The organism is Hyphomicrobium sp. (assembly GCF_035687085.1).
Classification (GTDB): Bacteria; Pseudomonadota; Alphaproteobacteria; order Rhizobiales; family Hyphomicrobiaceae; genus Hyphomicrobium_B.
In genome coordinates, this window is sequence record NZ_DASRYS010000010.1 from 1 (window position 1) to 25,945 (window position 25,945).

27 protein-coding genes and 1 tRNA gene are annotated in these 25,945 nt (G+C 62.1%); 13 read left to right on the plus strand and 15 right to left on the minus strand.

Translation table 11 applies throughout. The features are described from left to right. Together VFG26_RS07185 and VFG26_RS07190 are read right to left on the minus strand one after the other, a co-directional pair. On the minus strand, positions 1–527 hold a 527-nt coding region (locus tag VFG26_RS07185), incomplete at its 3' end, for an NAD(P)-binding protein (protein ID WP_325023726.1). 183 nt (positions 528–710) lie between these two features. Beyond that, positions 711–795 (minus strand) — tRNA-Leu (locus tag VFG26_RS07190). A gap of 241 nt (positions 796–1,036) precedes the next feature. Here VFG26_RS07190 and sseA point away from each other — a divergent pair. Further along, positions 1,037–1,900, plus strand: coding sequence for a 3-mercaptopyruvate sulfurtransferase (sseA, locus tag VFG26_RS07195; RefSeq protein WP_325023728.1), 864 nt, complete (start codon positions 1,037–1,039; stop codon positions 1,898–1,900). Positions 1,901–2,046: 146 nt separating this feature from the next. Here sseA and VFG26_RS07200 read toward each other — a convergent pair whose 3' ends face one another. Next, the gene (locus VFG26_RS07200; RefSeq protein ID WP_325023730.1) at positions 2,047–3,648 is read right to left on the minus strand and encodes a glucan biosynthesis protein; all 1,602 of its coding nucleotides are present in this window, start codon (positions 3,646–3,648) and stop codon (positions 2,047–2,049) included. 86 nt (positions 3,649–3,734) lie between these two features. Then, complete coding sequence (locus VFG26_RS07205; protein ID WP_325023732.1) at positions 3,735–4,286, minus strand: glutathione peroxidase; 552 nt, start codon at positions 4,284–4,286, stop codon at positions 3,735–3,737. A gap of 225 nt (positions 4,287–4,511) precedes the next feature. Here VFG26_RS07205 and VFG26_RS07210 point away from each other — a divergent pair, with 225 nt between their 5' ends. From VFG26_RS07210 to VFG26_RS07260, 11 genes are all read left to right on the plus strand, one after another. After that, complete coding sequence (locus tag VFG26_RS07210; RefSeq protein WP_325023734.1) at positions 4,512–4,787, plus strand: hypothetical protein; 276 nt, start codon at positions 4,512–4,514, stop codon at positions 4,785–4,787. A gap of 255 nt (positions 4,788–5,042) precedes the next feature. Continuing rightward, a complete protein-coding gene (locus VFG26_RS07215; protein ID WP_325023736.1) occupies positions 5,043–6,122 on the plus strand; it encodes an HlyD family secretion protein in 1,080 nt (359 codons plus the stop codon). Between the two features lie 355 nt (positions 6,123–6,477). Further along, positions 6,478–6,696: a hypothetical protein gene (locus tag VFG26_RS07220; protein ID WP_325023738.1), complete on the plus strand. Its 219-nt coding sequence runs from the start codon at positions 6,478–6,480 to the stop codon at positions 6,694–6,696. A 23-nt stretch (positions 6,697–6,719) separates the two neighbouring features. Next, complete coding sequence (locus VFG26_RS07225) at positions 6,720–7,142, plus strand: hypothetical protein (protein WP_325023739.1); 423 nt, start codon at positions 6,720–6,722, stop codon at positions 7,140–7,142. 213 nt (positions 7,143–7,355) lie between these two features. Continuing rightward, positions 7,356–7,901, plus strand: coding sequence for a hypothetical protein (locus VFG26_RS07230; RefSeq protein ID WP_325023742.1), 546 nt, complete (start codon positions 7,356–7,358; stop codon positions 7,899–7,901). A 108-nt stretch (positions 7,902–8,009) separates the two neighbouring features. Beyond that, positions 8,010–9,224, plus strand: a complete 1,215-nt coding sequence (locus tag VFG26_RS07235; RefSeq protein ID WP_325023744.1) for an ABC transporter permease — start codon at positions 8,010–8,012, stop codon at positions 9,222–9,224. A gap of 22 nt (positions 9,225–9,246) precedes the next feature. Then, positions 9,247–9,987 carry an ABC transporter ATP-binding protein gene (locus VFG26_RS07240; protein WP_325023746.1) on the plus strand — a complete coding sequence of 247 codons (741 nt, stop codon included), beginning with the start codon at positions 9,247–9,249 and terminating at the stop codon, positions 9,985–9,987. A 183-nt stretch (positions 9,988–10,170) separates the two neighbouring features. Beyond that, positions 10,171–11,019: an enoyl-ACP reductase FabI gene (fabI, locus tag VFG26_RS07245; RefSeq protein ID WP_325023748.1), complete on the plus strand. Its 849-nt coding sequence runs from the start codon at positions 10,171–10,173 to the stop codon at positions 11,017–11,019. Then, positions 11,016–11,633 carry a histidine phosphatase family protein gene (locus VFG26_RS07250; protein ID WP_325023750.1) on the plus strand — a complete coding sequence of 206 codons (618 nt, stop codon included), beginning with the start codon at positions 11,016–11,018 and terminating at the stop codon, positions 11,631–11,633. Before fabI ends, VFG26_RS07250 begins: the two co-directional genes overlap by 4 nt. Positions 11,634–12,304: 671 nt before the next feature. Next, a complete protein-coding gene (gene aroC, locus VFG26_RS07255; protein ID WP_325023752.1) occupies positions 12,305–13,393 on the plus strand; it encodes a chorismate synthase in 1,089 nt (362 codons plus the stop codon). A gap of 30 nt (positions 13,394–13,423) precedes the next feature. Next, positions 13,424–14,128, plus strand: coding sequence for an NAD-dependent deacylase (locus tag VFG26_RS07260; protein ID WP_325024273.1), 705 nt, complete (start codon positions 13,424–13,426; stop codon positions 14,126–14,128). Here the strand turns inward: VFG26_RS07260 and VFG26_RS07265 are convergent. The 9 genes from VFG26_RS07265 to VFG26_RS07305 form a co-directional block, all read right to left on the minus strand. Further along, positions 14,125–15,357, minus strand: a complete 1,233-nt coding sequence (locus tag VFG26_RS07265; RefSeq protein WP_325023754.1) for a class I SAM-dependent RNA methyltransferase — start codon at positions 15,355–15,357, stop codon at positions 14,125–14,127. The genes VFG26_RS07260 and VFG26_RS07265 overlap by 4 nt on opposite strands. Further along, the gene (locus VFG26_RS07270; RefSeq protein ID WP_325023755.1) at positions 15,350–16,081 is read right to left on the minus strand and encodes a TlyA family RNA methyltransferase; all 732 of its coding nucleotides are present in this window, start codon (positions 16,079–16,081) and stop codon (positions 15,350–15,352) included. Before VFG26_RS07270 ends, VFG26_RS07265 begins: the two co-directional genes overlap by 8 nt. Positions 16,082–16,105: 24 nt before the next feature. Then, entirely contained in the window at positions 16,106–16,474 is a 369-nt protein-coding gene (locus VFG26_RS07275) for a DoxX family protein (protein ID WP_325023757.1), read from the minus strand. Between the two features lie 37 nt (positions 16,475–16,511). Next, positions 16,512–18,419: a 1-deoxy-D-xylulose-5-phosphate synthase gene (gene dxs / locus VFG26_RS07280; protein ID WP_325023759.1), complete on the minus strand. Its 1,908-nt coding sequence runs from the start codon at positions 18,417–18,419 to the stop codon at positions 16,512–16,514. Positions 18,420–18,636: 217 nt separating this feature from the next. Next, a complete protein-coding gene (locus VFG26_RS07285; RefSeq protein WP_325023761.1) occupies positions 18,637–18,912 on the minus strand; it encodes an exodeoxyribonuclease VII small subunit in 276 nt (91 codons plus the stop codon). 48 nt (positions 18,913–18,960) lie between these two features. Continuing rightward, positions 18,961–19,905 carry a histone deacetylase family protein gene (locus VFG26_RS07290; protein ID WP_325023763.1) on the minus strand — a complete coding sequence of 315 codons (945 nt, stop codon included), beginning with the start codon at positions 19,903–19,905 and terminating at the stop codon, positions 18,961–18,963. A 32-nt stretch (positions 19,906–19,937) separates the two neighbouring features. Further along, positions 19,938–20,819 (minus strand): NAD(P)-dependent oxidoreductase, encoded by an 882-nt coding sequence (locus VFG26_RS07295; RefSeq protein ID WP_325023765.1) that lies wholly within the window; start codon positions 20,817–20,819, stop codon positions 19,938–19,940. A gap of 99 nt (positions 20,820–20,918) precedes the next feature. Beyond that, positions 20,919–21,701, minus strand: a complete 783-nt coding sequence (locus VFG26_RS07300; protein ID WP_325023767.1) for a crotonase/enoyl-CoA hydratase family protein — start codon at positions 21,699–21,701, stop codon at positions 20,919–20,921. Then, the gene (locus tag VFG26_RS07305) at positions 21,698–23,467 is read right to left on the minus strand and encodes an acyl-CoA dehydrogenase (protein WP_325023769.1); all 1,770 of its coding nucleotides are present in this window, start codon (positions 23,465–23,467) and stop codon (positions 21,698–21,700) included. Before VFG26_RS07305 ends, VFG26_RS07300 begins: the two co-directional genes overlap by 4 nt. A gap of 42 nt (positions 23,468–23,509) precedes the next feature. Here VFG26_RS07305 and VFG26_RS07310 point away from each other — a divergent pair, with 42 nt between their 5' ends. After that, positions 23,510–24,511: an L-threonylcarbamoyladenylate synthase gene (locus tag VFG26_RS07310; RefSeq protein WP_325023771.1), complete on the plus strand. Its 1,002-nt coding sequence runs from the start codon at positions 23,510–23,512 to the stop codon at positions 24,509–24,511. Positions 24,512–24,523: 12 nt separating this feature from the next. On the opposite strand, the gene VFG26_RS07315 is transcribed toward VFG26_RS07310, so the two are convergent. Both VFG26_RS07315 and VFG26_RS07320 read right to left on the minus strand, forming a co-directional pair. Beyond that, a complete protein-coding gene (locus tag VFG26_RS07315; RefSeq protein ID WP_325023773.1) occupies positions 24,524–24,706 on the minus strand; it encodes a hypothetical protein in 183 nt (60 codons plus the stop codon). A gap of 96 nt (positions 24,707–24,802) precedes the next feature. Next, the gene (locus tag VFG26_RS07320; RefSeq protein ID WP_325023775.1) at positions 24,803–25,912 is read right to left on the minus strand and encodes an acyltransferase; all 1,110 of its coding nucleotides are present in this window, start codon (positions 25,910–25,912) and stop codon (positions 24,803–24,805) included. Between the last annotated feature and the right edge of the window lie 33 nt (positions 25,913–25,945).

Genomic DNA, 25,945 nt, shown 5'->3' on the forward strand with positions numbered 1-25,945 from the left:
AAAAAGCGTTTCACCGCGCCGATCGACAGCCGGCTGAGCGGCGTCGCCATGGTCTTTTCGTTTTGCGGAATGAGGAAGCGGTCGGCGACGGCGTTGCCGAAGCCCGCGACGATGAACTCGCGAAAACCTGTGACGTCACCGTCCGCCGCCGGACGGGCGTTGTAGGAGGCTTCGCACTCCCGGCGCAGGTCATCCGGCAGTTCGCCTAAGTGATACTGAATCGGCGCGTTTACGAGACGGCCGCCGGCGTAGAAGTAGGACTTGCGCTCGACGGTTGCCCAGTCGTCATCGCTCAGGTGGGCGAATGGGATCTGGGACGGCGATGCGTAGCGGCGCAGATGGAGAAAGTGGCCGGTGTAGTCGAAGCAGAAGGCATCGACCTCAGTCGTGCGGGTGAGCCCGCCGACCGCCGGGCAGCGCTCGAGCAAGAGATAATCGCGGCCGCTTGCCTGCAGGGATTGCGCTGCCGCAAGGCCCGAAATCCCTCCCCCAGCTACGAGCCATTTTCGCGGCGTTTGCGTCAGCATGCGAGGTTGTTGGCCTTAGAATGGGCCTGACGCAAGACGTAAATCGGCGACAAATTCCGCGATCGCGAAGCGGCTTGGCGATATCGGCCCTGGCGACGGGCTCGGCAATGAGACGGCACGCGGGAAAACCTTGGGTTGAGGATGCGGACGAAGCGGCGTTTTTCCGCGCTTCAAAGGAAGACGTGGTGCGGGCGGAGGGATTTGAACCCCCACGGCTTGCGCCGCTGGAACCTAAATCCAGTGCGTCTACCAGTTCCGCCACGCCCGCACGGGCTTCCGGCTGCCGGGCTTTCAACCCGCCGGCCGGTCGCGAAGGGCGTCTCATACTGAAAAGTGCGCTCGAAAACAACGCGTAAACGCGGCTTCCCCCTATGCCGAGATGCCGCAAAATGAACGGCCGGGCAGGCCGGCTGGTCTAATTCGCCGCTTCAACTTGCGGGCCCGTTCAGATTTGCCTATGTGCTTTGAACCGCCCGACACAGATGACCAGCTAACCCGTGGGATTTTCCTTGCCTGTTACAGCCAAGAATTGGATCGTCGAGACCGATTGGCTCGCTGATCACCTTTCCTCGCCCGATTTGATCATTCTCGATGGCAGTTGGCACCTACCGACCGCCAACCGCGACGCCAAAAAAGAGTATTTGGCAGAGCATATCCCGGGCGCCCTGTTTTTCGACATTGACGACCTGAGCGACGAGAAATCATCGCTGCCACACATGCTGCCCTCGACGGTGAAATTCGCCTCGCGGATGAAGAAGATGGGCATTGGCGACGGCGCCCGTATCGTTGTCTATGACTCGACAGGCATTTTCTCAGCCGCGCGCGTCTGGTGGACCTTCCGGGCCATGGGGCATCGCGACGTTGCCGTCTTGAACGGCGGTCTGCGTAAGTGGAAAGCCGAGGGCCGGCCGGTTGAAGACGGATTGCCGCCGAAGCGTTCGGAGCGACACTATTCGCCTCTGCAAAATACCGAAATCATTCGTGATCTCGATGACATGAAGGCGCTGCTCAAAAAGAACGGCGTGCAGATCGTCGATGCGCGGCCCGCGGGTCGCTTTGAAGGAACCGAGCCGGAACCCCGGCCGGGCTTGCGGCAGGGCCACATTCCGGGCTCCAAGAACATTCCTTCGCAGGAACTGCTCAACCCGGACGGCACGTATAAGTCGCCGGAGGAAATCGAGAAGCTGTTCAAGGCCGTCGGCATCGACATCACGAAGCCCGTGGTGACGACGTGCGGCTCGGGTGTTACGGCCTCGATGCTGGCGCTGGCGCTTGCTGTCGTCGGGCAGACGAACGCTGCTGTCTACGACGGCAGCTGGGCCGAGTGGGGCCAGGAGAACGGGCTACCCATCGAGACGGGCCCGGCGAAGTAAAAAATAGATGGTGGCGTGGGGCTCCCCCAACGGGGGGCCGGCCGCACGCGACGACCCTAGCGGAGCCTTTGCGGGCTCCGCTTTATGATCGATACGACGCGTCGCGCGGGAAGCGCGGCGCGTTTTTCGTTCCAAGCCGTTTCGTCTCAGGCCGATGCGGGGAAGTACTGGTAGAGCCACGTCTCGGACAGCGCGGCATCGCCTCTTCGCAGATAGGCGCGCAGATCAATCGGCCCGGCGCCCGCCTGCTTCAGATCGAACATCGCGCGCCAGCGATGGCGCTGGCCGACCACCGGATAGCTGGCAATATCCGAGATCGACCCGCGCGACGTGTTGACGACGAGTTCGACGCCGCTGCTGCGGTCCAAGCCCTCGAAGACCTCTCCCGCGAAGTCGATGACGAACTTCCGCGTGCCTACGGGCCTCGAATTGAAGTCCAGTCCCGGAGGGCCGCCGATGCCGGACCACGTTCCCACCGTTTGCGCGAGTTTTTCCGGGAACGGAATATCGTCGAGCCACGAGAGGCGGTAGCGGAAGACGCGCCGCTGACCGGCGGTGGCCTTCTCCTTCGGCACCCAGAAGGCGACGATGTTGTCCCACGTCTCGGTGTCGGTCGGCAGCTCGATGAGGTGCACGGCGCCCTCGCCCCAGGCATCCAACGGCTCCACCCAAACGGAAGGCCGCTTTTCGTAAAAGACGCCATCGTCCATGTAGTGGTCGAAGTTGCGATCTCTTTGCAGCAGTCCGAAGCCCTTGGGATCGCGATCCGAAAACGCGTTCGTCATGACGTGCGGAGGATTGATGATCGGCCGCCAGATGCGCTCACCATTGCCGGTCAGAATGGCAAGGCCGTCGCTGTCGTGAATTTCCGGCCGCCAGTCCCGCGGCTCCTGGCGCGTATCTTCCCCGTACCAGAACATGCTCGAGAATGGCGCGATGCCGATGTGGTCGATGTCGGCGCGAATGTGCAGCCGGGCCTCGATCTCCATCTCGATGCGGAAGGTACCGTTGGTCTGCTGCACCCGCTTCGTCTGCATGCGGTAGGCGCCGGCAACGCTTGGCCCGTCGAGCAACGCGTAGATGATCACGCCGCCGTCTGACTCCGGCGAGGCTTCAAGCCAATAATGCTTGAAGCGCGGAAATTCCTCGGGCTTCGACGTCGCCGTGTTGATGGCGAGGCCGCGCGCGGAGAGACCGTACTGGTTGTAGGGGGCTGAACTCCGGAAATATGAGGCGCCGATAGCTGCGAACCAATCGGTTTTGAGATCTTCCGCCATAATGCGGAAGCCCGCGAACCCGGCGCCGGTGCGCAGATCTTCGGCAGGATGACCGGCCGGGATCTCAAACAGATCATGGTTGTAGATGAGTTCGCGTGCCTGGCCGCCTTCGACAAGGCTGATGCGGACCGGATCGTGCGCGTATTTGTTCAGGTGGAAAAACTGCAGCGGATAATGGTCGGCATCGCCGACATGGACGGTTCGGTCGGCCCGGTAACGAACGCGCTGCGCCTGGTCATAGTCGATTGCCGCCAGCACATTCGGCGACGGGTTGATGGGTGGCTCATACGAATTGTGAGCAATGCGCCGCGCCTCCTCATCCAAGATGTCGAATGAGAACGGCTGGGGCGCCTTGAACTCGTTCTGCGGAATACCGGTCGCGGCGAGAGCCTTGAGTGGATGAGCGGCCAGGAACCCAGCCAGCCCTAAAGCTCCGCCCGACTTCAGAAGCATGCGGCGGCTGGCATTCATCGTCCGCCCTCTTTGATAATCTTTCCCACTCACGATCTGCTGCCCCTCTTGAACCGAACCTGAACAGAAACGCTCGAAGATGGATTTTAGTGCTGTGGGCCGGAAGATTTCTCCAAAGCCTTTTCGATCCAAGTGATTATTTCGGGCGCTGTCGGCGTTACCTTCGGGGGGAACGATCGCAGCAACCGGCCGTCGCGTCCTATGAGATATTTGTGGAAGTTCCAGGCCGGTACTCCGGTGGGTCCCATAGCTTCGGCCGCCCATTTGTAGAAGGGATGTGCGTCCGGACCGACGACCGAATGCTTCGAGGTCAGCGGAAAGGTTACGCCGAAAACGCCCTGACAAAACGACTGAATTTCACCATCCGGGGAAGGCTCCTGCTCGCCGAAGTCGTTCGATGGAACGGCGATCACCACGAGGCCGGATGTCTCATAGCGCAGATAGAGCTCCTGCAGTCCGGCGTACTGTTTCGTGAAGCCGCAGAGCGAAGCCGAGTTCACGATCAGCAATGCGCGGCCGCGCCAATCCGCGAGCCTCATCGGCGCGCCATCAATGCTGATGAATTCGAAGTCGTAAGCGGTGCCGCTCACGTCAGCCACGGGCGCCATGCTCGGCGGCGCCTTCCAAACTGAGTACATGCTCGTGGCGGCATTCCAAAGTTTCCGCAAATTTTGCCTCGCTCTATCAGACGTGTGTGGACGCTGGAGACGAATTATACACTCGGCGCCGCCTTTGCCAGCACCGGCAGGCCTCAAAGCCTAATGCTTTGTTCCGCTTGGAACAGCCGCTATGGTCGGCTCACGCGTAGATTGCCTCCATCAGATAGACCGAGCCTCAAGGCTTACCCCAGGGAGGAATTTGCAATGATGAAGCTCAGCTCGACAATCACGGTTGGCGCAGTTGCTGCGGCGCTTGCCAGCGGTGCCCTTTTCACCACCTCGGCACATGCCGGTGGAGCCGCGAAGGAATACTTCGTCCAGGACTACCGTTTCGCAAAGCCGATGCATGGTTATTCCGGTCATTCCGGAAATTACTATTGCGACTATCAGCGCCTGCCCAACCGCAAGTGCGTGACCAATGCCAACGGTACGGAGAGCTGCAAAATCGTGGGCTGGACGCTTCGCCAGTCGTGCCAATAACGGGCATGGCCTTTTACTGAACTTCCGAATTGATTGACCCGATCGAAGCTCCGGAAATCTCCGGAGCTTTTTTTTACGACCGCAATTGGCAATTACCGGATACAAAAACTCATCCGTATGCATCCGATCGTCTTCACCGAATTTCCAGCCTGTTCCAACCGATACAGCGAAGGTGGATTAGGCTCGATAACGTCGCTCCATGATGCCGGCGCCTTCCTGAGCTCGCTGGCGCTGAATTTTAGGGAGGAAACAGACATGAGCACGAACGATACCTACAAACCGCGGCGAAGCGGCTTCTTTGCAAAGCTCTTCTTTCTTTTCGTCGCGGTCGGTGCTGGCGCATTCGGCGCAATCGCCATTTCGCGCAGCGATTTGCTCGAAAGCAAAAGCGGCGGCGACGACACGATCAAGGAAGCAACAGCACCCGCGATTGATTGGGTCGCTGCCGCACCCGGCCGGATCGAACCCAAGAGTGGGCTGGTGCGCGTTGGCGCTCAGTTGCTCGGACGCATTGCCGAAGTGAACGTCAAGCTCAACGATCATGTCGAGGAAGGCGAGTTGCTGATCCGGCTCGACGATGAAGAGGCGCGTGCTCGCCTTCAGGCCGCCGAGACGGAGGCCGCATCTCGCAAGCGCGAGCGCGATGCTCAGCCCCTCGACAAGGCACGCGATGAACTTCGCACCGCGGAAGACAATGTGTTCTCCGCCGAACGGGCGCTCACCAATGCGCGCTTCGGATTGGAATATGAGTTGCAGGCGCAGCGTCAGGGGACGGGGAGTGCCGATCGCGTGAAGGATGCGCGCAACTATCTGGCGAATGCAAAAACCAAGCTGCAGAAGGAACGGGCAACCTACGCTTCAGCGCAAGCAAAGTCCGATATTCCTGCGCCGAACCGGCTTGAATCGGCCTTGCAGGCGGCGCGTTCGGACGTGTCCGTTGCCGAGGCATTGCTTGAGAAAACGCGCATTCGGGCGCCGGTTGCCGGCACGGTGCTGCAACTTCCGGCCAAGGCCGGTGAGATGGTGTCGCCGTCTCCCGATCAGGCACTCGCCGTGCTCGGCGATATGTCGGTCGTACGTCTCAAGGCCGAGGTGGATGAGACGGACGTCTCGAAGATCAAGGTCGGCGGCAAGGTGACTGTGAAGAGCAACGCGTATCCGGGCAAGGAATTCGAAGGCACGGTTGCGGCGCTCGCCCCGTCGCTGACATCGCCGCAATTTGCACTGCGCGGCGCACGCCGCCCGACGGACATCGAAGTTCTCGAAGTCACCGTCGATCTCGACGGTAATCCTCCGCTGCTGCCTGGCATGAGGGCGGACGCTTTTTTCAAGTGAGGAAGAAGCCAAATGCTGCTCCAGAAAAGCGCCGGCGCGTGATGTATGCCGGCGCTCTTTGAAGCGAGTGAGATGACCAGCGGCGGCTTGCTTCCTCCTTAGCGAAGCCGTTGCCGGTCGCTGACGCGGGGAGGATTGCGCGGAGTGAGACTGCAGTCTCATTTCAGCGCGCCTCCCCGACGGCTTTTTTGGCTTCTGTTGCGCGCTCTTCATAAGCTCGCGACGACGCAAACCAAACCCACAAAATTATTATCCGCCAACGTCGTGTCCCGTCAGGAACAGCGGAGAATCACTGTCTTTTGCATGATGTCGCCATGGAAACGACGGCTCCCAAAGCTGCTCAAGGAGAGAACAAATGTATGGCGAAATCAAAAAATTCCGCTCCGATCTGGGCATTGGCGTGATCCGCGCGGAAGACGGCCGGGCCTATCGCTTTGAAGGCTCCGACATCCGCAATCGCTTCGAAGAGCTCGAAGGCAAGGAAGTTCATTTCGAGCTTGGTGAGCTCAAGGCACGCGACATCATCGTGCTTGCGGGGTCGCCCTGGTCGGCCTTCGGCAGCATCGGCCTTTGATCTGCGTTCAGGAGACAAGTGCCATGCGTACAGAAATCAACCTCGCCGATGTTCCGGCCATCGACGCACACGCTCTTCACGTCCTGATGGACATGCTGCGCAGGAACGGCCAGGGACTGGCGCTCCTGCGGGGTCTCAACGAGGACGAGATCCGAGACATTGAAGACCGTCTCTGGCGTGCGTTTGACGGTGCGGAGACCGACCGTCTAGCTATCGCCTTGCGTTTCCGCTCGCTCGTTGCCGTGTTTGCAAATCGGCGTCTCAAGTCTTTGTTTCTGGAGCGCGGCTATCGGATCATTGCTTTCGCCGTGCGGGAAGCGGCGAGGCGCCCGCTGAACATCCGTTACGGGTTTAATGCGCAGCGGTTTTTATTGGCGCTCGATGCCGCTACGGCAACGCCGGTATCTTATCCAGCAGAGAGCATGATGCTGCCGCTCGCCGCCTAGATCGCTTTAGGAAAGCCTCAAGCGGCGCGCGCTCCGAAGCGTGCACCGCCGCTCGTTAAGCTCCTGGTACAGCTTGCAAAATCCGAAAAACTCCTGACCTCGTTCGCACTGTTCCGACCGGAACAGCGGAGAAGAAGTGCTCAAGGCATTCTCCTCACATAGCCGGTGAGGACCGGCGAACAGATAGAAACAAAGACGCCGCTGGAGGATGACATGACCAAGATCGCTTTCGCCCTTGCCGCCGCTGTGCTGGGATGCACCACGATGACCAACGTTGCCAATGCCGGCGTTCGCTTGGGCTTCGGTTTTCCGCTCGGATCGTTCGTCGCGCGTTCGCACGAGAGCTACAGCGCTGACGACTATCGCCCCAGCTACCGGCCGCGCAGCGTGCGTCGCGATTATCACGACGATGCGCCTGCTCGCAAAATCGCAAAGGCCAAGCGCGCGCCGAAGACGGAAGTCGCCAACGCCCCGGCGAAGGCCCGCCCGGCTCCCGCTGTTCAGACGGCCAAGCTCGACGACAAGCCGTCTTCCGATCCCGCCACGACGACTGTGATCGAAAAGACGCCTGACACATCAAGCAAAACACCGGTCAGCAAGGATGTGACGACGGGCTCGATCACGCCGGCTCCGGCAACGACCGAAAAAACTCAGTCTTCGGCGAAGTCGGACAAGGAGCCGGCTGCGGTTGAAGCCAAGCACGTCTGCCGCCGCTACTCACCCGCCATCGCCGGCCTCGTCGATGTGCCCTGCGAATAAAGCCTAACACTGATCATCCGGGCCTAGCCGCATGGCAGGCCTGGGAAACATCGAAGCTAGACGCTAACGTCGAAATCGCGGCCATTGCCTCACGGAGGGGAAAAGGTCATGGAACTTGCAGCTACTGCGCCCGCACTCGCAAGCAAAGGAATTGCGCGCACGCCGCAGCCTGGGGCGGGCAAACGCACAATGCCGATGGTGGCGAAGCTCGCCTATCGCAATCTCTTCCACGACCGCTTGAGCTTCTTCGTCACCGTCGTCGGCATCATGTTCTCGGTCGTACTCGTCGCCGTGCAGTCCGGCATCTATCTCGGATCGGCCAACAAGATCGCGGCCATCATCGATGCGGCGCCTGCGGATCTGTGGGTCGTTCCGCTCGGCACGAAGAGCTATGACGATCCCTCGTTCCTGTCGGGCCGCGAGCGCTACATGGCGCTGTCGGCGCCCGGCGTTGCAAACTCGGAAGATATGCTCGTCTCCTTCGCCCGCTGGCGGAAGCCGCTTGGCGGCGAGACGACGGTGCTGCTGATCGGCACGGCGGGTGACAGCCCGAAGGCACTGCCCTTGAACATCACCGACGGCAGCCGTGGGGCGCTCGAGGCACCGAATACGGTCGCGATCGACCGCAGCTATTTCAACGACCTGGGCGTCAGCGGATTGAATGACATCGCCGAGATCAACGGCTCCACGGTGAAGCTCGTCGCCATCACCAAGCGCGTGCGTTCCTTCACCACGCTGCCATTCGTCTTTACGTCGCTCGAAGAGGCGCGGCGCCTGGGCGGCGCCAATCAAAATCAGGCGAGCTACCAGCGTGTGACGCTTTTGCCCGGCGCCGATATCGAGACCGTTCGCCGCGAAATTGAGACGCGGCTTCCCGACACAGAGGTTTTGACGCAGGCCGAATTCCGCACGCGCAGCCAGGATTACTGGCTCAAACAGACGGGCGCGGGTGCGGCACTCGATGCAGGTAAATTGCTCGGCCTGATCGTCGGTATTGTCATCGTTGCCCAGACTCTCTATTCGAGCACAAAAGATCACATCAACGAGTTTGCCACCTTGCGCGCGCTCGGAGCCGGAGCGGGCTACATCGTCAAAGTCATTCTTATTCAGGCCATTTTATCAGGCCTTATCGGCTACGCCCTCGGGATGAGCCTTGCCCTCGTCGCCATCCAAGCTGCCCAGGATACGAAACTGACGATCATCATGACGATGCCGCTCGCCGTGCAGCTTTTTGCGATCACGATCGGCATGTGCATTTTTGCTGCGACCAGCGCCATCATCAAGGTCGTTCGTATCGACCCGGCCGTCGTGTTCAGCCGCTAACCGAATTTCCAGGAGACTAAACATGACTGAGCCGAGCAAAAGCCACGTGATCGTCGAAGCCCAGGGCATCGTGAAGATGCTCGGCACGGCGCCGAACGAGATCAAGGTTCTCAAGGGCATCGACCTCGAGCTTCAAACCGGCGAGCTGACGCTGATGATGGGGCCCTCGGGCTCGGGCAAGACGACGCTCTTGTCGATCCTCGGCTGCATCCTGTCGCCGACCCAGGGCAAGCTCACGATCGCCGGTCACGAGACGCAGAATATGAGCAAGGAGCAGCTCGCCAACCTGCGGCGCACGCACGTCGGGTTCGTGTTCCAGTCGTATAATCTCGTGCCGACGCTATCGGCGGTCGAGAATGTCATGCTGGCGCTCGACCTTCGCAATATCAGCGGCCGCGGTGCCTACGACCAGGCCGCCGCGGCGTTGGAGGCCGTTGGCCTTAGCCATCGCATCAAGGCCATGCCCTCGAAGATGTCGGGCGGCGAGAAGCAGCGCGTCTCGATCGCGCGCGCCTTGGCTGGGTCACCCTCGGTCATCCTGGCCGACGAGCCGACGGCGGCGCTGGACGCTAAGAATGGCATGGCGGTCATGGAATTGCTCGCTCAGGTTGCTCAGGACACCCGGCGGGCGGTGCTCGCCGTGACCCACGATCACCGCACGCTTCAATATGCCGATCGCATCGTGACGATCGATGACGGGCTGATCGCGGGCTCGGAACGGCCCAAGATCACGGGAAAAACCGTCGAGATGGTCGCCCACTAAGTCTGCCGGACCGTCCCGGGGACGGTCGGGTGGCTTAGAGGCGGCACCCCGGGGCTGGATTGCTGCCTCGGGCCAATGGCCGCGCATTCGCCTCAACCGGGCATCTGGACCGGGAGGGGCATTTGTGTAGGATGCGGCCGAACTTACCAATCCCAAATTGGAATAATTAAGGAATTAGCGCCCATGGCGGGGCCTCAAGCGAACACGGCCGTTTTTCCAGGTACAATCATGGCGGGCAAGCGAGGGCTCATCATGGGCGTCGCGAACAATCGCTCGATTGCCTGGGGCATTGCAAAGGCCTGCGCAGCGCAGGGCGCGGAAATTGCCCTTACTTATCAGGGTGATGCTCTCAAGAAGCGGGTGGAGCCGCTCGCTGCCGAACTCGGCACGAAGCATGTCCTTCCCTGCGATGTGACGGATGCGGCGTCCATGGACGCACTGTTCGAGCACATCTCCAAGACCTGGGGCAGCCTGGACTTCCTGGTCCACGCCATCGCCTTTTCCGACAAGAACGAGCTCGACGGGCGCTACGTCGACACGACGGAAAAGAACTTTACGCAAAGCCTCTTGATCTCTTGCTTCTCGTTCACCGCGCTCGCCCAGCGCGCCGAAAAGCTGATGCCCAACGGCGGCTCGCTGGTGACGCTCACCTATTACGGCGCCGAGAAGGTCATGCCGCACTACAACGTCATGGGCGTCGCCAAGGCGGCCCTCGAGGCGAGCGTGCGCTATCTGGCGGCCGACCTCGGCCGCACCGGCATCCGCGTCAACGCCATTTCCGCAGGTCCGATCAAGACGCTGGCGGCTTCCGGCATCGCGGACTTCCGCTACATTCTCAAGTGGAACGAATACAATTCGGCGCTGCGCCGGAACGTGACCATCGAGGATGTCGGCAACGCCGGGCTCTACCTGCTTTCGGATCTGTCGCGCGGCGTCAGTGGTGAAATCCACCACGTCGACAGCGGCTACCACATCCAGGGCATGAAGAACGAGGACGCTCCGGACATCTCCGTCGTCAAGAGCGAGGCTTGAGCGCGACCGCGCCAGCCACTGTCTCGTTGAAGCCGGGAATCACCCTCTATCTCATTCGCCACGGCGAAACCGATTGGAATCGGGAGGCCCGCTATCAGGGCCAGCGCGATATCCCGTTGAATGAAACGGGGATTGCGCAGGCGCGCCGGCATGGCCGGGTGTTGAAAGACATCGTGCCCTCGATCGCAGAGTTCGACTTCGTATCAAGCCCCCTCCTGCGCGCGATGGATACGATGCGGCTTGCCCGCACGGCGCTCGGGCTCGCTCCAGACGATTTTCGCACCGCTCCCGAAATCCAAGAGTTGAGCTACGGGCACTGGGAGGGCGAGCTCGCAGCAGAGCTTCCCGCGAAGGATCCTGAAGGGGTTGCCGGTAAATCCGCTGATCCTTTCGGCTGGAGGCCGCACGGCGGCGAGAGCTATCGCGATCTTGAGGATCGGGTTTCGGCGTGGCTCGGCACCCTGACCCGAGACACCCTTGCCGTCAGTCATGGCGGCGTCAGCCGCGTTGCCCGGGGCGCCCTTCTCGGCATCGACCGGGCCATCGTGCCGTTCCTTGAAGTTCCCCAGGACAGGATTCTGAAGCTTGCCAACGGCAAGATGCAGTGGATCTAGCAACCATCGTCATTCCCGCGAAGGCGGGGATCCGCCCAGACATCCGTCCATTACGAATTTCCGGCTTGGATGGATCCCGGCCTACGCCGGGATGACGGAGCAAATGGATGGGCCTTTGCGGAATGCGAGAGTGGCGAAGACGGCCGATGGGAATTGCCACGGCGAAGCGAAACGAAAAAGAGCCGGAGATGCGGCTCTCCGGCTCTTTCGCACTCCATTCGGAGTGCATGATGAAAGACCCTTCGAACCCGGAGGCTCAATCCGGGCGGAACGGTCTTTTATGAGCCGGCAGCGACTTCGGGCTGAACGATGCGACGCGGCTGGAGACCCGCCGTTCGGTTGGAACGGTTGATCCGCATTGCCGCCATCTGCGATCTTTCGATGCGCCGCGAGCTGCGGTCGGGCAGCGAACGCGGGCTCGGCCGAGTTGTCGATCGAATACGGATTCGTGGGTCTCGCCTTGTCCCATCATCAGCTGAAGGACGTGCAGGCGAACGCGTTACTGGCCAAGAGTTAATCTGCGTCGCCAGGCGTTGTCACGCGGCTTTGCGGGAGATGCGGTCTTGCCGCCCAGGTCTCCGGCTCCTAAGAAGAGCGGTGACGCAGCCCGGCAACAATCGTTGCAGAGCCACTGAATTTGCTCTTCGGGCAACCACTCCGATATCCAGGCAATGTCTCACAACACCTTCGGCCATCTATTTCGCGTAACGACCTGGGGCGAAAGCCACGGCCCTGCCATCGGCGCCGTCGTCGACGGCTGCCCACCCGGCATCGCGCTCGATGCCGCCGAGATCCAGACCTACCTCGACAAGCGCAAGCCCGGCCAGTCGCGGTTCACGACGCAGCGCCAGGAAGCGGACGCCGTCAAAATTCTGTCCGGCGTGTTTCCGGACGCTTCGGGCCAGCAGGTGACGACGGGGACGCCGATCGCGCTGCAGATCGAAAATACCGATCAGCGGTCGAAGGATTACGGTGACATCAAAGAGAGCTACCGCCCCGGCCACGCCGACTTCACGTATGAAGCCAAGTACGGCATTCGCGACTATCGCGGCGGCGGGCGTTCCTCGGCACGCGAGACGGCCTCGCGCGTTGCGGCCGGTGCGATCGCCCGGAAGATCATTCCGAACGTCCGCATTCGCGGTGCGCTTGTTCAGATCGGCCAGATCAAGATCAACCGGCAGAACTGGAACTGGGATGAGGTCGGCAACAATCCGTTCTTCTCGCCGGACGCGACGGCGGCTGAGCATTGGGCCGATTATCTCGACAAGATCCGCAAGTCCGGCTCGTCCGTCGGCGCCATTATCGAGGTCGTGGCCGAAGGCGTGCCGGCTGGCTGGGGCGCGCCGCTTTACGGCAAGCTCGACCAGGATCTTGCGAGCGCAATGATGTCGATCAACGCCGTCAAAGGCGTCGAGATCGGCGCGGGCATGGCGGCTGCGGAGCTCACCGGCGAGCAGAACGCAGATGAGATCCGCATCGGCAACGACGGCGCGCCGGATTTCCTGTCGAATAACGCGGGCGGCGTTCTCGGCGGCATTTCGACGGGTCAGCCCATCGTTTGCCGTTTTGCGGTGAAGCCCACCTCCTCGATCCTGACGCCGCGGCGGACGATCGACCAGAAGGGGCACGAGCGCGAGATCATCACCAAGGGCCGCCACGATCCGTGCGTCGGCATCCGCGCCGTTCCTGTCGGCGAGGCCATGATGGCGATCGTACTTGCCGATCACTTCCTGCGGCACCGGGGGCAGACAGGCGTTTAGAATCGGCGCCTGAAGTCCGGAGACGAGACAATCGCGCGTTTTGACAAGATCGTTATTCTGACCGGCGCCGGGCTTTCGGCGGAAAGCGGAGTCGCGACCTTTCGCGATCCCGACGGCATCTGGTCGAAGTACGATCTGCGCGACGTGGCGACGCCGGAAGGCTTCCAGCGCGATCCGGTGCTCGTGCACGATTTCTATAATTCGCGGCGACACGCGCATCGCGACATCAAACCCAACGCGGCGCATATCGCGCTTGCCCGGCTCGAGGCCGAGCACGGCGGGGTCACGATCGTCACGCAGAACATCGATGCGCTGCATGAAGCGGCGGGCTCGAAGTCGCTGATCCACATGCACGGCGAATTGATGAAAGCGCTTTGCGCCTTCTGTTCTCATCGCATGGTCTGGCGAGACGATCTGCGCGCCGACACGGCCTGTCCCTATTGCGGTTTGCCCGGCGGCATGCGCCCCGACGTCGTTTGGTTCGGCGAGATGCCCTACGAGATGGGGCGCATCAGTGGTCTGCTTGCCGAGGCCGATTTGTTCGTTTCGATCGGCACGAGCGGAAACGTTTATCCGGCGGCGGGATTCGTTGCCGAGGCAGCGGCGAACGGTGCGCATACGGTGGAACTCAATCTCGAGCCATCCGAGGGCGCGAGCCTGTTCGCTGAAGCGCACTATGGGCGGGCAACGGAAATCGTGCCCGCGTTCGTCGAGCGGATTCTTCGCGACCGTTAGCGGCGAAAGACGGCGACGACCTCGACGTGGGCGGAATAGAGGAACTGGTCGATCGGAGTGACGCTTTCGATCCTGTACCCGCCATCGACGAGGTGGCGCGTGTCGCGTGCGAGCGTCGCCGGATTGCACGATACCGCAACGATTGTCTTCACTTTCGAACGCGCCAGTCTCTGCGATTGCGCCTCGGCTCCGGCGCGCGGTGGGTCGAAGACTACGGCATCGTGCTCGTTCAATTCCAGCGGCGACAGCGGATCGCGGAAGAGATCACGCAGCGTCGCGGTGATCGGCTTCAGGCCGGATGTCTTCTTCACAGCCGCTGACAGCGCGGCGATGGCGGCCTTGTCGCCGTCGAATGCCGAGACGCGGGAACGCTCTGCCAGCGGAAACGTAAAGGCGCCGAGGCCGCAGAAGAGGTCCGCTACGGCTTTCGCTTTGCCGACAGCTGAGACGACGCGGCGTGCGATATCGGCTTCCGCCTCTTCGACCGCCTGCACGAACACGCCGGGCGGCAACACCACGTCCGCGGTACCGAAGGTGAGGAACGCAGGCAACGTCGCCACGACTGTTTCGCCGCCGACGCTGAAGCGCGCGAGCTTCATGTCACTGGCTTTGGTCGCGAGCGTTGTTCTAACCTCCGGCGTCAGCTGACGCTCGGTTCCCGAAATCTCGACATCGAGCCCGGCTTTCGTCAGCGTGATAGCGACGCGCGCCTCTCCGCGCTTCGAGAGAAGTGGCGCAATCAAGTTGCCGATAGCGGGAAGCGCTGCGACGATGCTCGGTTCGAGAACCGGGCACTCCGTGATCGCGACGAGGTCGTGGGACGAAGCTTCGTAGAAACCGAGGGCGACACCTTCGGGCGTGCGGACGGCTTTCGTCACGGCGCGGCGGCGCTTGCCTGCGGTTCGCTGAAGGGATTCGACCTTGGGATCGAGGCCACGCGCACGAAACGCGTCGGCGACGAGGTTGCGCTTCCATTCGGCATACGTGTCCGGCGCCATGTGCTGGGCGGTGCAGCCGCCGCATTTGCCGAAATGCACGCAGACAGGAGCCGCGCGCTCGGCGCTCGGCGCAAGCACGCGCTGCAGTCGCGCGCGGTCGCCCGAGATTTCCGCTTCGATGCGCTCTCCGGGAAGCGTGAACGGCACAAAGATGGATTGGCCCTCAAGGTCGGCCACCCCATCACCTTGCGCGCCGATGCGGCGGATCAAGAGTTCGCGCGCGTCAGTCATTACGCCGTGCTCCAAGTAGAAATTCAGCATTGCCGGAGCCGCCGAGAATGGGCGAAGGCATGTCGCCAACGACGCTCCAGTCAGGTTGTTGATCGATCCAGTTGCGGACGTTTTCCAACGCGCCCTGGCGCGCCGCTTCATCGCGCACAATGCCGCCGCTGCCGACGTTGCCCCGTCCGGCTTCGAACTGCGGCTTCACGAGGACCACCATCCACGCGCCGGGACCCGCGAGTTGCAGCGCCGGGCCCAAAAGCTTCGTGACCGAGATGAAGCTAACATCGACGGTAATGGCCGTCACGGCATCCGGCACTTCGTCACGCGACAGAGCGCGGGCGTCGCAGTTTTCCAGCGAGACGACGCGGGGATCGTCCTTGAGGCGCGGATGCAGCTGCGCGGTGCCGACATCGACCGCATAGATACGGCTGGCGCCTCTTTGCAGCAGGACTTCCGTGAAGCCGCCGGTCGAGGCGCCGACGTCGAGGCAGACTCTGCCCGCCGGATCGAAGCCGAAGCGCTCGAGCGCGGCCACGAGCTTTTCCGCACCGCGCGAAACGAAGGCCGGCGCTTCAGAGGAAACCTCGATGGCCAGATGCTCTTTCACATCCTGCGCAGGCTTATCGCAGATGCTGCCGCCAACGCGCACGAAGCCGCGCTTGATCAGATCCTGCGCGCGGGCGCGTGATGGCGCCAAACCGCGCGAAACAAGCATCTGATCCAAACGCATGGCCTATTGCCAATCTCATCGCTTTCAATCGGGCCGCAGTGCGTAGCGTCCGGAACCGTTCGCGAAGAGCAGCAGGAAGCCACCGGCCATCGCAAGGTTCTTCATGAAGTTGATCGCCTGCATCTGATCGGCGAAGTTCAAGTGAAAGACCAACGCGCTCGCAAGACAGAAGCCGGCGAGAAGAAGTCCGGCCCAGCGTGAGAAGACCCCTAAGAGAACGGCGAGACCCGCGCCGATCTCAAATGCGATCACGAGCGGGAGAAGCGCGCCGGGCAGCCCGTGCGATTCCATATAGGACTGGGCGCCGGCGTATCCGGAGATCTTGTTGATGCCCGAGCTGATGAATATTGCCGAAAGGAGAACTCGCCCGGCTAGGCTCGCGATCGCATGCATTTCACCCTCCCCACGTCACGTTGCTCTTATGAATGCTTCAGGCGCGCTCCCCCACGGCATCGGCGCGGCCCAGAGCCGAGAACACCGTCTCGACAATGCCGGATGCGTTAAGCCCGGCGGCTTCGTACATCGCTTCCGGCTTGCCGTGATCGATGAACTCGTCCGGAAGAACCTTCGAGCGCACGCGTAGACCGCGATCGAGAAGTCCTTCGTCGGCCAGGAACTGCAGTACGTGGCTGCCGAAGCCGCCGATCGATCCTTCTTCGACGGTGACCAGGACTTCGTGATTGGCAGCCAGTTCGCGAATCATGGCGAGATCGAGCGGCTTGGCGAAACGCGCGTCGGCGACCGTCGTCGACAGCCCGGCGGCGGCGAGTTGATCGGCAGCCTTCAGGCATTCGGAGAGGCGCGTTCCAAGCGACAGAAGCGCAATCTTGGAGCCCTGGCGCACGATGCGGCCCTTACCGATTTCGAGCGGCACGCCTTCTGCGGGCATTTCAACGCCGACGCCTTCGCCGCGCGGATAGCGCAGCGCGCTCGGCCGATCATCGATCTGCGCTTGCGTGGCGACCATGTGGACGAGTTCGGCCTCGTCAGCCGCGGCCATCACGACGAAGTTCGGAAGGCAAGCGAGATAGGTGATGTCGAAGGTTCCGGCGTGCGTTGCGCCGTCGGCGCCGACAAGCCCGGCGCGATCAATCGCAAAGCGCACGGGAAGGTTCTGAATCGCAACGTCGTGCACGACCTGATCGTAAGCGCGCTGCAGGAAGGTCGAGTAGATTGCGCAATAGGGCTTGTAGCCTTCGGTCGCGAGACCGGCCGCGAACGTGACTGCGTGCTGCTCAGCGATGCCGACATCGAAGGTGCGATCCGGGAATTCCTTGCCGAAGTGATCGAGGCCGGTGCCGGACGGCATCGCCGCGGTGATGGCGACGATACGTTTGTCCTTCCGCGCTTCCGCGATCAGGCTGTCGGCGAAGACCTTCGTGTAACTCGGCGCGTTGGGCTTGGGCTTCACCTGCGCGCCGGTCACCACGTTGAACTTGTTGACGCCGTGATACTTGTCTTCCGCGGCTTCTGCCGGAGCGTAGCCCTTGCCCTTCTTCGTCAGAACGTGAAGCAGGATCGGGCCTTGCGTCAGGTCACGCACGTTCTTCAGGACGGGGAGCAGGTGATTGAAGTCGTGGCCGTCGAGCGGGCCGACGTAATAGAAGCCCAGTTCCTCGAACCACGCTCCACCCTGCCAGAGGTGGCGCGTATATTCTTCGACGCGCGCCGCACGGCGCTCCCAGGCCTTCGGCAGAAGCTTCGCCAGCTGCTTGGCGTAGTCACGCAGGTGCACGTAGGTGCCGCTGGAGGTGACGCGCGCGAGGTAGGCCGAGAGCGCGCCCGTCGGCGGTGCAATCGACATGTCGTTGTCGTTGAGGACGACGATCAAGCGCTCGTCGCGCGCACCGGCATTGTTCATGGCCTCGTAGGCCATGCCCGCGCTCATCGCGCCGTCGCCGATGACGGCAATGACGTTGTTGTTCTTCTGGCTCAGGTCGCGCGCAACGGCCATGCCGAGCGCTGCTGAAATCGAGGTCGAGGAATGCGCCGCGCCGAAAGGATCGTAGGGGCTCTCGTCGCGCTTGGTGAAGCCGGAAAGGCCGCCCGGCTGACGCAGCGTGCGAATGCGATCGCGGCGTCCGGTGATGATCTTGTGCGGATAGGCCTGATGGCCGACATCCCAGATCAGCCGATCGTCCGGCGTGTTGAAGACCCAATGCAGCGCTACCGTCAGCTCGACGACGCCAAGGCCCGCTCCCAGATGGCCGCCCGTCTCGGAGACGGCATTAATCGTTTCGTGGCGAAGCTCCGCTGCGAGCTGCGGCAGCTGATCTTCCCGCAGTTGGCGCAGATCGTGCGGGGTCTTGATACGATCGAGTAGCGGGGTCTGGCTCACAGTTAAAACCTTAATTCAATGGCCACATGTGGCGTTGTGGAAGCCGGGCGGTAAACAATCATCCCCGAAAGTACAAGGCATTCATAACGCCTATCGCCGATCCTCCCAACTGTGGAGATTCGTTCGTGGCGCAATGCGCTTGCGTGCCGCAGAGATGTAAGTGCCGCCGAGTTTGAGCGTGCGCACCTTCAAGGCGCAAGTTCGGCGCCGTGGCCGTTCAAAATGGCGTACCGCCGTCCTTGTCCAACGGCGTGGTGCCGGTCGGGCTGCCGTCGGCGCCCAGCGTGAGCTTCTCCACCTTGGCCTCCGCCGCCTTCAACAGGCGATCGCAGTGGTCGCGAAGCGCTTCGCCGCGCTCGTAAATGGTGATGCTTTCTTCCAGGTCGACGTCGCCGCGCTCGAGCTTGCCGACGATGGCCTCAAGCTCCTTCAAGGCGCGTTCGAAGGTCATGTCCTTGATATCGGCGAAGTTTTCCGCTGCTTTGGTATTCATCTTTTCCTGTTTCCAAGCGTTCGGAGCGAGGAAAACCGGCTTTGCAGCTCAGTTTCCCGCGTCGATCAACGCCTTTACGTGGGCCGCGACGGATTGGGCAAGCCCCGTCAGATCATAGCCGCCTTCGAGTACCGAGACGACCCGCCCCCTGCAATGACGCCGCGCCACTTCACACAGAGATTCGGTCACCCAGTGGAAGTCCTGTGCGACAAGATTGAGCGAGGCCAACGGGTCTCTCTGGTGGGCGTCGAAGCCCGCGGAGATCAATAGCACGTCGGGAGCGAAGTCGTGCAAGGGCCCGAGGATTCGGTCTCGCATAGCTTCTTCGAAGCGCTCGCGTCCGTCACCCGCACGCAAGGGCGCGTTGAATATATTGCCGACACCCGTCTCCCGCAATGCGCCGGTGCCCGGGAAGAGCGGCATCTGGTGTGTCGAGCCGAAAAAGAGGTCCTTGTCGGACCAGAAAATTTCCTGCGTGCCATTGCCATGATGGACGTCGAAATCGACAACTGCGACGCGTTCAGCACCGTATTTCGCCCGCGCGTAATGGGCGGCAATGGCAACGTTGTTGAAGAAGCAGAAGCCCATTGCCCGGGCGCTCTCCGCGTGGTGGCCGGGTGGGCGCACCTGACAGAAGACGTTCGCTGCTTCGCCGGACATCACGATATCGACAGCATCGAGCGCTGCACCGACAGCGCGGCGGGAGGCTTCCCACGTACCCGGTGAGGCAACCGTGTCACCGTCGATGTATTTGCGCCCTTCATCGATGTGAGCGACGGCATCGGTGAGATCGGCGACGTAGCCGGCCCCATGCGCCATGCCAATGTACGTCTGATCGTCATCTCGGAGTGGTGCCTCGCGGCGTTCGAGAAGCGCGAAGCTCTCATGCGCGAGGGCTTCGTCGATGGCGCGCATGCGGTCCGGCCGCTCGGGATGGGATTCGCCCGTATCGTGGGCAAGAAAGGCGTGGTGCGTGATCAGTGCGGAGGTCATTTTTTTGTTTTCTCGCGCTCCGGCTCAAGGGGTCAGGCCAGTTCCGAAACCCTTGCGATGTGGACGCCCGGCGGCGGCTTGCTTTCCGCAGGGACGAAGAAATCAGGCGCTAACGGCACCGATTTGTCTACCCTGTAATGATCGAAATCCAGCACGCCGCCGACTTGCGATAGGAACGAATCATCAATCAGGAAATGGCCGGTGAAGGTTTTCGCTGGCTGGCTGAAGACGAGATAGGCAGCGTCGGCGACGATGTCCGGCGTGCGGCTCATGCGCATGAGCTTATCGCCGCCGAGAATGTTGCGCACGGCGGCGGTTGCGATCGTTGTCCGCGGCCACAGCGCGTTGACAGCGATGCCGTCCTTCTTCATCTCGTCTGACAGGCCCAGCACGCACATGCTCATGCCGTACTTCGCGATCGAATAGGCGACGTGTCCGGAAAACCATTTCGCCTGCATGTCGAGCGGCGGCGACAATGTCAGGATGTGCGGATTCTCGGCGCGCTTCAGATGCGGCAGGCAGGCTTTCGACGTCAGGAACGTGCCACGCGTGTTCACCTGGAACATGAGATCGAAGCGCTTTAGTTCGGTCTTCTCGATAGACGTCAGAGAAATCGCACTGGCATTGTTGACGCAAATGTCGATGCCGCCGAAGTGTTCGACTGTTTGGGCCACCGCGCGCTGTACGTCATCTTCGCTGCGAACATCGCATTCGACCGCAAGTGCTGATCCGCCCGCCTCCTCAATCTCTTTCGCCGCGGAGTGGATCGTGCCTTCAAGCTTCGGATTCGGCTCGGCCGTCTTGGCGGCAATGGCAATGTTGGCGCCATCGCTCGCGGCTCTCTTCGCAATTGCCAAGCCGATGCCGCGGCTCGCGCCCGTTATGAAGAGGGTTTTGCCCTTGAGTGACGCCATCGCGCTGCTCTCAATGCCGTTGAATCGGGGGTTCAACTTAGTACGCGAGGGGCAGTTGCGTAAGTGGCGGCGAGCGGGGCCAAATTTCGAGCCGCGTGCCTAGGCCGATTTGCCGAAGTTTGGCGGCCGCTTCTCGAGAAAGGCCGTGAAAGCTTCGATTGCTTCCGGCGACCGCAGCCGCTCACGGAAGGCGGAGGCTTCCTCGTCGGTCCGTTTCAAGATGTCAGCCGTATCGCCACGCAACATGCGCCGCGCGATCGCCAGGGCTTCCGGCGGCTTCTGGGCGAGGCGGCGCGCGGCTTCGAGCGCAGCCTTTTCCAACTCGGTACCTGGCACGATCGCATTCACAAATCCGGCGGCCAAAGCGTCGTCCGCCGACATCGGATCGCCCAGCACGAGCATCGCAAACGCGCGCGCGTAGCCCATGCGCTGCGGCATCAGCAGGCTCGAAGCCGCCTCGGGCGTTACGCCGAGGTCGAGAAACGGTGTCGCGAACGTCGCGTCGGGCGCTGCAAAAACCAGATCGCAATGGAAGAGCATCGTGGTGCCGATGCCGATCGCGGGGCCGTCCACCGCTGCGATCAGCGGCTTCTTAATGACCGGCAGAAGCCGGATGAAGCGGACGATATCTTGGCTGAGGTCGCCGGTGCCGCGCGCGGTCGATAGGAAATCGCCGATGTCGTTACCGGCGGTGAAGATCCCGTTCGAGCCTGTTATGATGTGGGCTGCGATGGAGCTATCGGCGTCGCCCGCTTCGATCGCATCGGTAAGCGCGCGATACATGGCACCGGTCAGCGCGTTCTTCTTTTCTGGCCGCGCAAAGCGGAGAACCTGCACGCCGTCGCCGCGCCATACTGCGACTTCTGCGGTTGCCGCCGTCATGCGAACACCGCGCCGTGGGCGTCCACCAGCACGGAGTCGGCGCCGTGCTGTATGGCTTCCGAAAGGCTTCTCGTCTCAGTCAGCAGATTTTCAGCGAAGAAACGGGCGATCGCTACCCGCGGCGATCCGGCGGGTTCACTCAAAGCGCCCTTCGCGAGGTAGGCGCCGCCGGCCGTGAGGCTCATCAGCCGCAGATATGGCGTTGCGGATGCGAGTGCTTTCTCGATGTTCCCTGGCAACATTTGCGCCATCCAGAGTGTCGAGGACTGCAGGCTCCCCTGCGCTTCGGCGAGGCGCTCCGCCATGTGGCCGAAGTCGCTGCGGTTCGCCGCGCGAACATCGGCGATGATATTCGCAAGACTAGCCAGAAATGCCGTCGCCGTTGCACCGCCGTCCAGCGTCAGCTTGCGCGTCACGAGGTCAATGGCTTGAATGCCGTTGGTGCCTTCGTAGATCGGCAGAATGCGCGCATCGCGGAGATATTGCGCGGCGCCCGTTTCCTCGATGAAGCCCATGCCGCCATGAACCTGGACGCCGAGGGAGGCCACCTCGTTGGCGACATCGGTCGAGAAAGCTTTCGCGAGCGGCGTGAGGAGTGCGGCGCGGTTCAAGGCATCCTTGCGCGTCCGTTCGTCCGTTCCGCGGTGCCCGACGTCGAGTTCCTTCGCGGTCGCGTAGCAGATCATGCGCGCGGCTTGAGTCAGGGCCTTCATCGTCAGCAGCATGCGACGGATGTCGGCGTGCTCGATGATCGGACTCATGCCGCCGACGCCGTTACTTGAGAGGCTTTTGCCTTGGCGGCGATCCTTGGCGTAGGCAACGGCGTGCTGAGTTGCGCGCTCCGCGAGGCCGACGCCTTGCGCGCCGACGCCCAACCGCGCGGCGTTCATCATCACGAACATGGTTGCGAGGCCGCGATTGGCTTCACCGACGAGGTAGCCGGTCGCACCACCGTTCTCGCCGAACTTCATCACGCACGTGGGGCTCGCCATAATGCCGAGCTTATGCTCGAGACCGGCGCAAACGACGTCGTTGCGTTCGCCGAGAGAGCCATCGTCATTCACGAGGAACTTCGGCACGAGGAAGAGCGAGATGCCGCGTGTTCCGGGCGGCGCATCTGGGAGCCTCGCGAGCACGAGGTGGATGATGTTTTCCGCCATGTCGTGATCGCCGTAGGTGATGAAGATCTTCGTGCCGGTAATGCGGTACGTGCCATTTCCCTGTGGTTCGGCGCGGGCCGACAACGGCCCCAAATCCGAGCCGGCGTGCGGTTCCGTCAGGTTCATGGTGCCGGTCCATTCGCCGGCGACCATCTTGGGCAGGAACTTCGCCTTCAGCTCAGCGCTGCCGCCCGCCTCGATCGCGTGAATGGCGCCCTGTGTGAGGAGCGGGCAGAGCCCAAACGAGACGTTGGCCGCGTTCCAGATCTCGCCCACGGGCGTCGCCACGATCTCGGGCAGATCTTGTCCGCCATACGCTTCGTCGCATGGCAGCGCGCTCCATCCCCCCGCCACGAATTGCTGATAGGCGGCAGCGAAGCCCGGCGGGGTCGTCACCTTGCCCTCAGATAATTTCGAGCCGACGCGGTCGCCGATCGCGTTCAAAGGTGCTAGGACCTCGGCGCCGAACTTTCCCGCCTCCTCGATGACGGCCACGACGGTATCGGCGTCAAGCCCAGGATAGAGCCCGCTGGCATCCATATCGTCCAAGGCGGCCACGGCCTTTAATGCAAAGACGATATCGTCTACTGGAGCCTGATAAGTCATGAATCGTCTCTCAATGCAGCTCGGGTTCTGCTCCCGAACACTATGCCGAACAATGGTGCGAGCAAACCGGGTGAAAAATTGAAGCAAGGCAGAATTGCTCCCGCCAACGCCGAGTGGATCGCGGAGGCAGGTCAGATGATCCGGTCGGGTGCGCTCGTCGCGTTTCCCACCGAAACAGTCTACGGCTTAGGGGCGGATGCTACAAACGGCGAAGCTGTCGCGCGCGTTTTCGAAGCCAAGGGTCGGCCGACGTTCAATCCGCTGATCGTGCATGTTCTTGGGCTCGAGCAGGCGCTGATCATCGGGCAGTTTTCGCCCGTGGCGCGGCGACTGACCGAGGCTTTCTGGCCGGGGCCGCTCACGCTGGTGGTGCCACGGAGCGACACTTCTGATGTCAGCGATCTGGTCTCGGCGGGGCTGCCGACGGTTGCGCTGCGAGCGCCCGAACACCCAGTCGCGCGTGCCCTGCTCGTGGAAGCGCAGCGGCCGCTGGCGGCGCCGTCCGCCAACCGGTCGGGCCACGTCAGCGCGACCCAGGCCCAGCACGTCGCAGCGGATCTCGGTGAGAAGGCCGCGGTCATTCTGGATGCCGGACCCACACCGCACGGCATGGAATCGACGGTCCTCAGTGTTGTGGGTGATACACCCACGCTATTGCGGCCGGGCGCCATAACGGTGGAAGCGATCGAGGAGGTTTTGGGTGAGCACCTCGCCCGTGGGGACGAGACGAGCAGCACGCCCGCCTCTCCCGGTCAGCTGGAAAGCCATTACGCGCCCCGCGCCAAGATGCGGCTCAATGCGTTCGAATGGGGGCCGGATGATGCTGTGCTGGCGTTCGGGCCGGTCGCTGAGGCCCCGGCGCGGGCCTTCATCAATCTCAGCCCGTCCGGCGATCTGGTCGAGGCCGCGGCGCATCTCTTTGCAGCGCTAAGGACACTCGATGCATCGGGCGCGGCGACGATCGTGGCGACGCCGATTCCGAAGCATGGTTTGGGCGAAGCGATCAACGACCGGTTGAAGCGGGCGGCGGCACCGCGAGATTGATGCGCGCGTCTCTTAGAGTGCGCTCGTTACAAGGATGATTTTGTTCAGAAGCGGGCCGAGTACCGGGCTTTCCATGACAAAGCCTTCGAAGCTGGCGCGCAGGTTTTCCAGTTTCAGCGTGGGGGTGAGTGCGTAAAGCGCCCCGTAAAGAACCGCTGTCGTCGCGCCGTTGACTATCAGGTACCGCCGCAACATCGGCCTTAGCCCTCCACGCCCTTTAACGCTCTCTTAAGGAAAGCACGGGCGCGGAGGTGAACTCAAGCCTTTTGCGGCGGCTTTGGTGAACGGCCGTCAGGCTGCAGGCAGCGGGACTGTGGATTGGCGCGGTGTCACCCGTCCGGTCACGATAGCCCGCAGCTTCAACGCGGGCTTCTCGATCACGATCCACGAGAAGACGGCTGCGGGTAGTACAATTGCGAAGGCAATAAGCGACAGCCAAACGGGCGCAATGCCGGGCATCAGCCACAGCAATGTCTGCTGCGTCGGGCCGGCAAAGATGTAGATGCCGAAGGACGCGTCGACCTTGTTGCAGACTGCGCGCAGGACGCCCAGCGTTTTCGTCGCCAGCCACAGGGACGCGTAACCCAGGAAGAGCGCGCTCGTGACTTCGGCAAGCGGCGTCTTCGCAAAGACAAGAAAGAGCGCGCCAAACGGCACAAGCAAAGCCGCGTGGATGACGAGATGGCGGCGCGCGAGATAGGCCAGAACGCCGCAGAAGAAGAAGACGATGAAGTAGCGCAGATTATCCGAGAATCCGAAGGCCTGGGCGTCGGCCGGCAATCCGAGCGTCACGGTGCTGACGACCAGGGCAATTCCCCCAATCGCAACCTTGCGCCAACGCTCTTCGAAGAGGCCCGCGAAGCCCAATAGAGCGAGAATGAGGTAGCAGATGACTTCGTATTTGAGCGTCCAAAGCGAAGAGTTGACGTAGTTCGCGTACGGCAGCGTTTCGAAGACGCCCGGCAGTGGCGCCGCGCCCGTCGTCAGTGCGAGCGTTTTGGCAACGTAGGCATAGAGACCGGGGCTCGCGAAATATTCGCCCACGGACAAGCCCGTCACCCAAGGGCCAAGAACAAACGATGTGATGAACACACAGACGATGAGCGCGGGGAAGATGCGCAATGCGCGGGCCGCGGCGAATTTCAGAACGCTGCGGCTGCGATCGAAGCTTTGCGCGACCAGCACGCCGCTCAAGATGAAGAAAACCTGCACCGCGTATTCGCCGAGCGACCGGCCGAGCCAGGGTTGCAGCGGCTCAGCGGCATCCGTTCCTGCGCTATAGAGATAGCTGTGAGAGATGAGCACGAAGGTCGCCATCAGCAGGCGAAGCACACCGAAGCTGTTGTCCTCGGGCGACATGATATCGGCGAGGTAAAGTTTTGGGCGATGCTGGGTTGTCATGGGCTTCGCGTGCTGCTTCCAATAGAAATGGGA